The following is an 11,251-nucleotide window of genomic DNA, read 5'->3' as shown; positions in this document are numbered from 1 at the left end:
ATGACACCGAGGCAAGACTTCGCCCCGGCGTCCCCATCCAACCAGATCGGGGGCACAGGCTGCGCCCCGACATTCATCTCAGGCTAGAGGTCACTCGACCGTGTAGCCAACAACCTGAGCTTCGTTCTTCATTTCCTGCTGCCAGTCGGCCGCGAGGTCGTTCATGGTCTTGCCGGCAGCAAGGCCCGGCGTGATCACCTTTGCCCACGAGGTTTCAGGCGAGAAGTTCGGGTAGCCCCAGCCGTTCCAGACACTGCCCGCAGCGGTCGAAATCGCACCCGGGAAGTCGCCAGCATAGAACCCGCTGGCCGCCTGCGCTGCGAGCCACGTATCGGCAGCCGCCTTATAGGCCGGCAGGCCACCGGTACCCGCGGTCTTTTCGTCAGAAACGATGAACTTGAGGAAGGTCTTGACGTCTTCGGCGTTGGCCGTGTGGCTCGACGCGTACCAGACACCGCCGCCGACATTGCCCGTCACCGCATCGCCATCAGCCCACTTGAGCGGCGGCGCAGCGACCCAGTCACCGGCCTTGGCATTGACGCCACCCGGGTTCTGGAACAGGGCGCCCGAATACCATGCAGCGCCCGGAATGGCGACCAGCTTGCTGGCGCTCGCCACGAACGACGCGCCGAACAGGCTGTCGAGCGTCAGCGTCTTGTTGGCAACCATATGGTCGATCAGGTCGCTGACCTTCTTCGAATTGGGAGCCGAAGTGTCGGACTTGAAGGCATCGCCTTCGACCTGGAAGATCGGCGCCTGGCCGCTCCAGTAGTAGACATAGGGGCCTTCAAAGCTGTCGCCGATGGCGCCGAGGAAATAGCCCGGGTGCTCAGCCGCCAGCTTGTCGCCCAGCGCCTGATAGTCTTCCCAGGTGGTCGGAGCCGTGTAGCCGAAGCTGTCGAGCAGCGTCTTGTTGTACCAGAACAGCACCGGCGCGAGGTCGTTACGGAGGCCGTAGACCTTGCCGTCGATGGTCACCGGATCAAGCGCACCCGGCGTAAAGCCATCAAGGAACGCCTGGTCAAGGAAGCCGTCGTTCAGCACCTGCGCGAAAGCCTGGACGCCATTGGTCTCCTTGGAGGTCCATGCGGCGTCGTTGTTCTGGGTCGAAAACACCACGTCCGGCCAGCCTTCGCCAGCCTGATCGGCAAGGCCGATCTTGGTCTGGAAGGTACCCGAAGCGCCCGACGAACCATCGTCGACGACAAGGTTCACTTTGACGTCCGGATGCGCCGCCTGGAACGCCTCGACGGCGGGCTGGCGGGTGGCATCGGCCCAGACGGTGATTTCGCCGGCCATCGAAACAGCCGGGCTGGCAGCCATTAGGGCTGAAAGCGCGACCAGTGTGCTCTTCAATCTCATTTTGTCTCCTCCAGACAAGTGTGCAGAAGCAGCAGGCGTGCGCCCGCCACGATTTAGCGCGCGTTCTTGACGCGCGGGTTGAAAGGGGCATCGCCGAGTTCGGCTCTCGGCAGCAGTTTTGGCCGCGCCCACTCCCGGCGCGCCGTCTCGTTCAGCACCAGGCCGTGACCCGGCCGGTCGGGCGCATAAGCCCAACCGTCGGCAATACGGATTGGTTCGTCGACAAGGTGGTCGAAATTCTGGAACGAATACTCGAGCCACTGCACTTCAGGCAGCGCCGCCGCCATGTGCACGCCAATCTCGAGGAAGGTGTTCCCCAGCGAAACCGGAATGCCCATTTCGGCGGCGAGCCAGCCGATCCGCATCACATCCGTCACCTGGCCGTGCACGTTGAGAATGTCGGTGCCGCCCGCCTGCATCAGCTGGCGCTTGCCCGAGGCATCGAGATATTCGCCCGAATTGATCATCGTCCAGCTGCAGCTTTCGCGCAGCAGGCGCAGGCCCTCGAAATCGTTGCGCAGGATCGGGTCTTCCACCCAGAGCAGATCGTACCCTGCCCTGCGGATCACCTCGAGCTTGGTCACCGCCTCTTTGGCGCCCCAGGCTTCGTTGGCATCGATCATCAGCAGCGCGCCCGGCCGCACCGCCTTGGCCACCAGCTTCAGCCGGTTCAGATCCCACTCGAAGTCCTTGTGGCCCACCTTGATCTTGAAGGCCCGGTAGCCAATCGAGTCCGCATGACCGAAGAATTCGCTGAAGTCGTGGTCCGAGAGGTGGAAATCGAGCCCGCTCGCATAGGCCTCAACCTTGTCGCGGCGGCTGCCCAGGAGCTTATGCAGCGGCAGATCGACTTCCTTGGCCGCCAGATCCCACAGCGCCACCTGCAGCGCCTCATGGAAAGGCAGCGTATAGGCGCGCTGGTTGCCGCCGCGCGGCCGGCCCAACCGATGCGCCAGCGCCGCCGGCGGCTGACCTTCGATATTGGGCCAGACTTCGGAGACAAACACCCGCTCGATCTCGGCCAGATCGGGCAGCGGGAAAAACAAGGTCTGGATAAACCCCAAGCCGACCGCTCCGGTATCGGCAATCAGCTCGAGCGCCGCTACATTCGCGTCGTCCGCGCGCACCTGGCTGTCACCAATCACGCGCTCGCGGGCAAACTGGAAGCGGGTAATGCGGAACTCGACAATGCGCATGCTATCCGACCTAATAGACTAACCGTTGCGCCTGATATATCAGACGACGGGTGTAATAGACCAGAGACCGAAAGGCCGCAAGTGGCTACGCGCAACAGTTCGTCAGAAGTGCCGGAGTTGGTCCATAGCGGGCGGCTGAGCGATCTCGCCTATACCCGCATCCTCGAAACCCTGTTCGAGCGAAAGATCCCGGCCGGCGCCTTCGTCTCGCAGAACGATCTTGTGCAACTGCTCGGCATTCCTGTCGGCCCGCTGCGTGATGCGCTCAAGGTGCTCGAAACCGAGGGCGTCCTCACCATCCACCCGCGCTCCGGCATCCAGTTCGTCAAGCCGGGGCTGGAACTCACCCGCTCGACCTACCAGTTCCGCGGCATTCTCGAACGCGCCGCCGTCGCCATCTATTCTGAAACAGCCGACGATGCCGAACTCGCTGAAGTCGAACGCCGCCACCGTCAGGCCATGGCCGATCTCGACAGCGAGGGACTCACCGACCGGGTCCGGGCCGAACTTGAGCAGCTCGAACTGGTCCTCCACAACGGCATCATCGGCAGCCTCAACAACCCGCTGATCGAAACCAGCTACAAGCGCATGCACAATTACCTCAAGCTCGTGCGCCTCGACCGCAAGATCACCATTCCCCTCGCCCAGCGGTCGTTGCGCGAGCACATGGACATCATCGTCGCCTGCAAGGCCCGCGACCCCGAAAGGGCCGTCGCCGCCCTCTCCGCCCACTTTAACGCTGCCCTCCAGCGCCACATGGGCATGTTCTAACATCACCTTCGGCCTCTCAGTCGTCTCCCTCCCCCTTGTGGGGAGGGATCTAGGGTGAGGGTGAGGAGCCCCTGAACGGTCGGATTGCCCCCCAACACCCGCGCGCAGCCTGTTGCATTCAGCATTCGCCGATGACAAACAATTTGCAGTGACGCGGGCCGTTTGGCTGGCGGGCTCATCGGAGCCAGGCGGGGACTCACATGCGCAGGCCATTGACGACCAAGACCATCCGCAAGCGCCCGCCCATCGCCGGCGACGGCACCCAGCCGCAACTGCTGGCCGAACCGCGCCGCATGAAGATCCTCGAATGGCTACAGGAAGAAGGCAGCGCCCGCGTCCGCGACCTCTCCACCGCCTTCGCTGTCTCTGAAGCCACCATCCGCCAGGATCTCGAGCGCCTCGATACCGAAGGCCACATCACCCGCGAGCACGGCGGCGCATATCTCCGCTCGGTTCCCCAGCAGGTCCGCTCGATGTCGCTGCAGCATGTGCAGAACATGGACATCAAGCAAAAGATTGGCATGGCGGCTGCGGCGCTGGTCGCCGACCACGACACGTTGATCATCGATTCCGGCACCACCACCACCCAGTTCGCCGAAAACCTGCGCACCCGGAGCGACCTCAACATCATCACCAACGCGCTCAACATCGCGCTAATCCTCGGTGCCATCCCGACCAACACCGTCCACATGCCGGCCGGCCAATTCAAGGCCCCCACGCTGTCGCTCAGTGGCGAAAAATCCGCCGATTTCTTCGTCGGCATCTATGCCGAAAAGCTCTTCCTCGCCACCGCAGGCATCTCGTTCGAAGCGGGTCTCACCTACCCCGCGATCGGCGACATCTATGTCAAGCGCGCCATGGTCAAAGCCGCCTCTAAGGTCTACCTCCTCGCCGATTCCACCAAGATCGGCCGCGTCTCGTTCTCAGCCCTCGGCGGCGTCGAGATGGTGCATACCCTCATCACCGATGACGGCATCACCGACGCCGACCGCAGCGAATTCGAACGCCGCGGCGTCTCCGTGATCATCGCCGGCTGAGGCAGCCGCGCACCTCTCAGATGCTCGCTCAGAGCCAACCGGCGCGGGCCACTGCATTTTCAGCAGTCCACGCCCTCCCCCAATCGTCGTACCACGGCGTCTCACAACCCGTGAAATGCTAACATGCTAGTCCCCTTGACAGGCCATTCGGCGGGAAATAGCCTGAACTGGTCCTACAAATGCAGGACGAGGGGTTTCACAATCTTTGTCGAGGGGACAGTCCGGCGATGTCGGCTGAGGGCAATGTCGTGCGGCTGAGAGAGCCCATCACGCAGCAGAAGCGCCTGCGCATGCCCGATTCCGCGGTCGAAACGCTCGTCGGCCAGATCAAGCATCTCATCGACACCCGCAACCTCGGCGTCGGCGATCCGCTGCCCTCCGAGCGCGAACTGGGCGACATGTTCATGTCCAGCCGCACCACGGTGCGCGAGGCCATGCGCATCCTCAAGACCTATGGCGTCGTCGATGTCCGCCCCAAGGTCGGCGCCATCATCACAGACCGCCGCACCGACGCTGTCTTCGACCTCTACTCGTTCACCACGCTCGAATTGAGCCGCCAGACCTATGTCGATACCCAGGCGTTTCGTCGCCTTATCGAGGTCGGTTCGGTCGATACCCTGTTCGAGCGCTGCACAACTGCCGATATCGCCAATCTCCGCGCCATCAACACCCGCATGCGCGCCGAAACCATCGACCACGTCATCGCCCAGCTCGATTTCGGCTTTCATGCCGAACTCGTCGCCATCCTCGGCAACGAGCAGATTTCGCAGATCTACCGCATCATGAAGCCCGTCATGCTCAAGATCATGGAAAACGGGCTCGCGCAGCGCCACGCGCAACTGCCCAATTTCGACGAGCACGCTGCCATCGTCGATGCACTCGAGAGCCGCAACCGGCTCGCCTACCAGTATCGTGTCAGCCAGCACCTCGAGGCCGGCCTCGCAGTGTTCACGGAGTAGCCAATTTATGAAATTTGGCGCCACCCCAAGGGGCGCGCCGGATAGGGGCAAAGCCCCGAAAAAGAGCGGCAATCCCCGTTGAGGGACGGGGCCCGCTCTTACGGAGAGAGAAACCTTCAAGCATTCTCTGGGAGGAGAAAATGAAGTTGATCAAGACCGCTGGGCTGGCAATCGCCGCCCTGATGCTAACCACTGCCGGCGTGGCAATGGCTGACCCTGCCGTCGTGGCCGGTCCGGCTGCCGATCCCGCCTGCTATGTGCCGTGGGATGCCTCGACCGAGTTCCTGCAGTATCCCGCCAAGACTGGCCCGTTCCGCGTGGCGCTCGCCAACGGCTATATCGCCAACACCTGGCGCATCCAGATGATCCAGACGGCCAAGGCCTACGCCGCGCAGCCGGACGTTGCTGCAAAGCTCAAGGAATTCAAGGTCGTCTCCACCGGTGAAGACGTTGCCGCGCAGATCGCCGCGATCAACAACTTCATCGATTCCGGCTACGACGCCATCGTCGTCAACGCGCAGAACCCGACGGCTTTCGCCCCGGTCATCAAGCGCGCCAAGGAAGCTGGCGTCATCCTCGTGGCGTTCGACAACATCCTCGACACCAAGGACGCCATCAACGTCAACGTCGACCAGAAGGGCCTCGGCTCGCTCTGGGGCACCTGGCTGGTCAACCATATCCCCAATGGCGGCAAGGTGCTTGAAGTGCGCGGCGTCGCCGGCACTTCTGTCGATACCGATCGCCACAATGGCCTCCATGAAACGCTCGATGCGTCGGGCAAGAAGTGGGACGTCGTGGAAGTCGTCGGCAAGTGGGATGACGGCACTGCGCAGAAGGCCACGGCCGATGCCATTGCCGTGCACCAGAAGTTCGACGGCATCGCGGCCCAGGGCGGTGACACCGGCATCGTGCAGGCGATGATCGATGCCGGCCATCCGTTCGTCCCGTTCGGTGGCGAAACCGAGAACGGCTTCCGCAAGTTCTGCGGCGCCCACTCGGCTGATGGCCTCGTCTGCTCGTCGGCGGGCACCGGCCCGGCGCAGGTCGCCGTTGCCATCAAGACCGCCATCGATGCGCTCGAAGGCAAGGTCGTGCCCCAGTCGGTCAAGCTGCCGCTGGCCATCGTCGAAGATCCGGACTTCAAGGACGGCGTGAACTTCTACGCCGACCAGTCCGACAACTTCTTCGTCGGCAACTCCTTCCCCACCTGCGGCATCAACTTCACCGCCCAGGAAATCATGGGTCAGAGCAAGGACAACCTGTAACCGCTGGTTGCCTGAACGCCGCGGGGCGCCCTGGCCTCGCGGCGACACTCTCTGGTTTTAGGAAACGCATCATGGCGGACCACGTCCCCCTCTTCCAGATGGAAGGGATCTCCAAGCGCTACGGCGGTGTCCGGGCGCTCGAAAAAGCTGACCTCATCGTCGAGGCCGGACGCGTTCACGCCATCCTCGGCGAAAACGGCGCCGGCAAGTCGACTCTGATCAAGGCTATGTCCGGCGTCGTCGCGCCCGACGAGGGACGCATGCTGCTCGACGGCAAGCCCGTCGTTTTCGCCGATCCCGCCGCCGCCAACGCCGCCGGCATCGTCTGCATCTTCCAGGAACTCTCGCTGATCCCCGACCTCTCGGTCGCCGACAACATCATCGTCTCCAATCCCCCCACCCGCTTCGGCATGATCGATCGCCGCGCCCAGCGCCGTCTCGCCGAAGAAGCCCTGGCCCGCGCCGGTGGCGCCGACATTCATCCTTCCGCGCTGGTCAAGGACCTGCCGCTCAGCCGACGCCAGATCATCGAAATTGCCAAGGCCCTCGCCCGGAAACCGCGCGTCCTCATCCTCGATGAGGCGACCTCCGCGCTCACCGCCGCAGACGTCAAAACCGTGTTCGAGGTGCTGAAGCGCCTCCGCTCCGAAGGCATTGCGCTCCTCTACATCTCGCACCGCATGCACGAGATCGCCGAACTCGCCGACGATTGCACGGTGTTCCGCAACGGCCGGAAGATCGAGACCTTTGAGGCCGGCACCAAGACCGATGACCAGATCATCGAAATGATGATCGGCCGCGAATACCACCACGTCTTCCCGCCAAAACCCGCCCCGCAACCCGACACCGCCCACGCCGTGCTTGAAGTGCGCAACCTCACCTGGGCGCCACGCCTCTCCGGCGTTTCGTTGCAGGCGCGTGTCGGCGAAATCGTCGGCCTCGGCGGCCTCGACGGTCAGGGCCAGCGCGAGTTGCTCCTCGCCCTCTTCGGCGTCCTCCGCGGCGCCAGCGGCGATATCCTGATCGACGGCAAGCCGCGCAACATCAACTCGCCCCGCGCCGCCAAGGCCGATGACATCGGCATGGCGCTGATCCCCGAGGATCGGAAAACCGAGGGCCTGATGCTGCCCATGTCGGTGCGCGACAACCTGAGCTTTGCCGCGCTCGACCTGTTCTCGAAGGGCGGCATCGTCGATCAGGCGACCGAGAGCGGACGCATCGAGGATATGGTCAAACTCCTCGCCATCAAGACCGATGGCACCGCCGTGCCGGTCGGCTCGCTCTCGGGCGGCAACCAGCAGAAAGTGGTGATCGCCAAGTGGCTGATGCGCAATCCGCGCATCATCCTTCTCAACGATCCCACCCGCGGCATCGACGTCGGCACCAAGCAGGAGATCTATCTCCTCCTCCGCAAGCTCGCCGATGCCGGCGCCGCCATCGTCCTCTATTCGACCGACTATGACGAGTTGATCGGCTGCTGCGACAAGGTGCTGGTCATGTATGACGGCGCCATCAAGCGCACCCTCGTTGGCCCGGAAATCACCGAACGGGCGCTCATCGCCAGCGCCCTCAATCTCGATGTGACGGAGGCGGAGGCAACTCCGGCGATGGCATGAAAGACTCGGGCATGAAGAACTCGGGCATGAAAGACTGGCGCTTCTGGCTCGCCGAGCAACGCGGCACGCTCACCGCCTTCGCCATATTCGTGGTGATGTTCACCTTCTATGTGATGAACCACCCGGCAGGCTTCACACCCAATGTGGTCCAGACCGCCGCCAACAAGGGCGTACTGCTGGCACTCGTGGCCATGGCGCAGACTTTTGTAGTGCTCACCGCCGGCATCGACCTCTCGGTCGGCATGGTCTTCATCCTCTGTAACTGCCTCGCCTCCTATGTCGTCGTCGGCTCCCCGCTGATGGTGGTGGGTGGTGTGGTCGCAGTGATCCTCACCGGCGCCGTCTGCGGCGCCATCAATGCGGCCATCGTCATCGTTGGCCGCCTGCAGCCGATCGTTGCCACCATCGCCTCGGGCGCGGTGTTCTTCGGCGTCGCACTGTGGATCCGTCCCTTCCCCGGCTCCGATCCCGGCTTTGCCTCCGATTTCGCCGATGCGCTGACCGGCAAGGTCTTCGGCATCGTCCCCGCCAGCCTGATCTTCCTCGCCGTCGCGGTCCTGGTAATCTGGATCCCCTTCCGCCGCTCAGTGCTGGGCCGCACCGTCTATGCCTCGGGCTCGTCCGAGGTCGCCGCCTACATGTCCGGCATGCCGCTGAAGCGCGCCAAATTCCTCGCCTACGTCCTCTCGGGCGTCTTCGCGTCCTTCGCCGGGCTCTACCTCACCTTCTTCACCTATTCGGGCGAAGCCTCGGCGGCCAACGGCAACACCTATACGCTCTACTCCATCGCTGCCGTTGTCCTCGGCGGTGTGTCGCTCTTCGGTGGCCGCGGCAGCGCCGTCGGCGCCATCTTCGGCGCCCTCGCCTTCCGTGCCATCGGCGATCTGCTCTTCGTGTTCGAGATCGATCCGCTCTGGCAGCCGCTCTTCCAGGGCGTCGTCCTGCTGCTTGCCGTTTCCATCGGTTCGGCGCGCCTGTTCCAGGTGCGCAACCGGCTAGACCTCTTTGGTTGAGACCCCGATATGACCGACACCACCTCCATCGTCGCCCCGACAAAGCCACGCCACTGGCGCGACCGCATCGATCTGCCGGTCGCCACGGCTTTTGCCTGCATCATTCTCTTGCTGTTCCTCGGCAGCCTCTACTCGCCGAACTTTCTCTCGCCCGAGTATCTGCTGCAGCAGCTCAAGGTCGGCGCTTTCCTCGGCGTCATCGCCACCGGCATGATGCTGGTGATCCTCCTCGGCCAGATCGACCTCAGCGTCCCCTGGACGGTGACGCTCGGCGCCATGATGGCCTCCGCTGCCGTCTCCTGGGGCCCCATGGGTGAGCTCTTCGCCATCCCGTTCGGCGTCCTCTGCGGCGTGCTCGTCGGGCTGGTCAATGGTATCGGCGTCGCCTACCTCCGTATCCCCTCGATGATCATCACGCTCGCCGTTAACGCAGTCGCCCAAGGCCTGATGGTCGCCTATACCGGCGGCTTCGCCCCGCAGGATGCGGCCTCTGGCGCCATGAAATGGATCGCCGCGCAATCGACGCTGGGCGTGCCTCATGCCGTTCTCGTCTGGGCCATCGTCGGCGCCCTCGCGGTGTTTCTGTTGAGCCGCACCACCTTCGGCCGCTCGGTCTACGGCATCGGCAACAAGGAGGTCGCGGCCTACCTCTCGGGCGTGCCCACCCAACGCGTGGTGATGATCGCCTTCGCCCTCTGCGGCGGCCTCGCAGCCTTCGGTGGCGTACTGCTCGCGGGCTACGCCGGCAAGGCCGCACAATCGATGGGCGATGCTTACCTGCTGCCCGCCATCGCGGCGGTGGTGCTCGGCGGCACCTCGATCCTCGGCGGCCGCGGCAGCTACCTCGGCACCGTCGCAGGTGTCATCCTGATCACGCTGCTGCAGTCGATCCTCAGCGTCATGCAGATCGCCGAGTTCGGCCGCCAGATCATCTATGGCGGCGTCATCATCGTCATGCTGCTGCTCTACGGCCGCGCCCCGCGCGTCCGCAGCTAGCGACGGAATATACCCCGGCTGCTATTGCAGCTGGGGCTTCTTAAGGAAGCTGTTGCGGTCGGCGGATTTGATCCGCACCCAGGTGTCGCGCCCATCGCGCACCACCCGGATCGGCATTTCCGATCCGGCCGGCCCTGTGCTCCACACCTTGCGGTAAAAGTCCGCCAGCCCCTCGACCTCGCCATCTCGTACGTCGGAAATGACATCACCCTGCTTGAGGCCTGCCTTCTCGGCGGGTGCCCCTTGGGCCACGCTCATCACCACCACTTCGCCGTTGTTCTCAGCCGAAAATACCCCAAGCCACGGCCGCGGCGGGCGGTTCACCCCGCCCCGCGTCAGCATGTCGTTGAGAATGGGCCGCAACAGATCGATCGGCACGATCATGTTAATGTCGGCAACGCTGCCATTGCGCACCATCTGCAACCGCAGCGAACCGATACCGAGGAGCTTCCCGTCCTCCCCGATCAGCGCCGCTCCACCCCATGACGGGTGCGCCGGCGCGGTAAAGATCGCCTCATCGAGGAGATATTCCCAGTACCCGGCAAACTCCTGCTTGGCGACGATGCTGGCATCGATCATCCGCCCCGTGCCATCGGCGAACCGCACGTCATCGCCGAGCTTGGTCGCCGTGGAATTGCCGAGCTCCAGCGCCGGCAGGCCCAACTCGCCCATCGCCTGCACCAGCCCGAACCCGGTCTCCTGGTCGATGCCGATCGGATGCGCCGCGACGACGCGTCCATCATTCGTCGTCAGCCACACTTCCTCGGCTTCGGTGATCAGGTACCCGATGGTCAGCACCACGCCGCTGTCGCGGATCACCACGCCACTCCCCTCGCGCACCGTACCGAGCGTCTGCGCGGTAAAGGCGTCATCAGGGATATTGGCGCGAACCGCGACGACGGATCGCTGGGCGGGGTCGAGTTCCATGGGCATGTCCTGGTTTCGTGCTGCCGGCAGGGGGAAACCGGCGGGCCACTCCACCCAGAAATAGTCAGCCCCACGTCCGCCTGCAAGGGCAGCCGTGACGGCAAAGCAC

Annotated in this window: 10 protein-coding genes; 7 read left to right on the top strand and 3 right to left on the bottom strand. The window is 63.9% G+C overall.

The annotated features are described in order from the left end of the window. Nucleotides 1-90: 90 nt before the first annotated feature. Both ACO06J_RS02095 and ACO06J_RS02090 read right to left on the bottom strand, forming a co-directional pair. Nucleotides 91-1,362 (bottom strand): ABC transporter substrate-binding protein, encoded by a 1,272-nt coding sequence (locus ACO06J_RS02095; protein ID WP_421759044.1) that lies wholly within the window; start codon nucleotides 1,360-1,362, stop codon nucleotides 91-93. 53 nt (nucleotides 1,363-1,415) lie between these two features. Next, a complete protein-coding gene (locus ACO06J_RS02090) occupies nucleotides 1,416-2,558 on the bottom strand; it encodes a mandelate racemase/muconate lactonizing enzyme family protein (RefSeq protein WP_421759043.1) in 1,143 nt (380 codons plus the stop codon). A gap of 81 nt (nucleotides 2,559-2,639) precedes the next feature. Here ACO06J_RS02090 and ACO06J_RS02085 point away from each other — a divergent pair, with 81 nt between their 5' ends. The 7 genes from ACO06J_RS02085 (at nucleotide 2,640) to ACO06J_RS02055 (ending at nucleotide 10,215) form a co-directional block, all read left to right on the top strand. Further along, a complete protein-coding gene (locus tag ACO06J_RS02085; RefSeq protein WP_421759042.1) occupies nucleotides 2,640-3,329 on the top strand; it encodes a GntR family transcriptional regulator in 690 nt (229 codons plus the stop codon). A 200-nt stretch (nucleotides 3,330-3,529) separates the two neighbouring features. Next, nucleotides 3,530-4,366, top strand: coding sequence for a DeoR/GlpR family DNA-binding transcription regulator (locus tag ACO06J_RS02080; protein WP_421759041.1), 837 nt, complete (start codon nucleotides 3,530-3,532; stop codon nucleotides 4,364-4,366). Between the two features lie 227 nt (nucleotides 4,367-4,593). After that, a complete protein-coding gene (locus ACO06J_RS02075; RefSeq protein WP_421759040.1) occupies nucleotides 4,594-5,325 on the top strand; it encodes a FadR/GntR family transcriptional regulator in 732 nt (243 codons plus the stop codon). A gap of 140 nt (nucleotides 5,326-5,465) precedes the next feature. Beyond that, entirely contained in the window at nucleotides 5,466-6,590 is a 1,125-nt protein-coding gene (locus ACO06J_RS02070; protein WP_421759039.1) for a sugar ABC transporter substrate-binding protein, read from the top strand. Nucleotides 6,591-6,661: 71 nt separating this feature from the next. Further along, the gene (locus ACO06J_RS02065; protein WP_421759038.1) at nucleotides 6,662-8,206 is read left to right on the top strand and encodes a sugar ABC transporter ATP-binding protein; all 1,545 of its coding nucleotides are present in this window, start codon (nucleotides 6,662-6,664) and stop codon (nucleotides 8,204-8,206) included. Between the two features lie 26 nt (nucleotides 8,207-8,232). Beyond that, complete coding sequence (locus ACO06J_RS02060; RefSeq protein ID WP_421762428.1) at nucleotides 8,233-9,219, top strand: ABC transporter permease; 987 nt, start codon at nucleotides 8,233-8,235, stop codon at nucleotides 9,217-9,219. Nucleotides 9,220-9,228: 9 nt separating this feature from the next. Beyond that, nucleotides 9,229-10,215 (top strand): ABC transporter permease, encoded by a 987-nt coding sequence (locus tag ACO06J_RS02055; protein ID WP_421759037.1) that lies wholly within the window; start codon nucleotides 9,229-9,231, stop codon nucleotides 10,213-10,215. Nucleotides 10,216-10,236: 21 nt separating this feature from the next. On the opposite strand, the gene ACO06J_RS02050 is transcribed toward ACO06J_RS02055, so the two are convergent. After that, nucleotides 10,237-11,142, bottom strand: a complete 906-nt coding sequence (locus ACO06J_RS02050) for a S1C family serine protease (protein WP_421759036.1) — start codon at nucleotides 11,140-11,142, stop codon at nucleotides 10,237-10,239. Nucleotides 11,143-11,251 lie beyond the last annotated feature (109 nt).

It is taken from the genome of Devosia sp. (assembly GCF_965229025.1).
Lineage (GTDB): Bacteria > Pseudomonadota > Alphaproteobacteria > Rhizobiales > Devosiaceae > Devosia_A.
The sequence above is the reverse complement of the archived record's forward strand: the minus strand, read 5'-3'. Positions and strand labels throughout refer to the sequence as shown.

Bases quoted from the DNA above. Each gene is read 5' to 3' on its own strand.
- ACO06J_RS02095 (WP_421759044.1), bottom strand. From the start codon at position 1,362: ATGAGATTGAAGAGCACACTGGTCGCGCTTTCAGCCCTAATGGCTGCC.
- ACO06J_RS02090 (WP_421759043.1), bottom strand. From the start codon at position 2,558: ATGCGCATTGTCGAGTTCCGCATTACCCGCTTCCAGTTTGCCCGCGAG.
- ACO06J_RS02080 (WP_421759041.1), top strand. From the start codon at position 3,530: ATGCGCAGGCCATTGACGACCAAGACCATCCGCAAGCGCCCGCCCATC.
- ACO06J_RS02075 (WP_421759040.1), top strand. From the start codon at position 4,594: ATGTCGGCTGAGGGCAATGTCGTGCGGCTGAGAGAGCCCATCACGCAG.
- ACO06J_RS02070 (WP_421759039.1), top strand. From the start codon at position 5,466: ATGAAGTTGATCAAGACCGCTGGGCTGGCAATCGCCGCCCTGATGCTA.
- ACO06J_RS02065 (WP_421759038.1), top strand. From the start codon at position 6,662: ATGGCGGACCACGTCCCCCTCTTCCAGATGGAAGGGATCTCCAAGCGC.
- ACO06J_RS02060 (WP_421762428.1), top strand. From the start codon at position 8,233: ATGAAAGACTGGCGCTTCTGGCTCGCCGAGCAACGCGGCACGCTCACC.
- ACO06J_RS02055 (WP_421759037.1), top strand. From the start codon at position 9,229: ATGACCGACACCACCTCCATCGTCGCCCCGACAAAGCCACGCCACTGG.
- ACO06J_RS02050 (WP_421759036.1), bottom strand. From the start codon at position 11,142: ATGGAACTCGACCCCGCCCAGCGATCCGTCGTCGCGGTTCGCGCCAAT.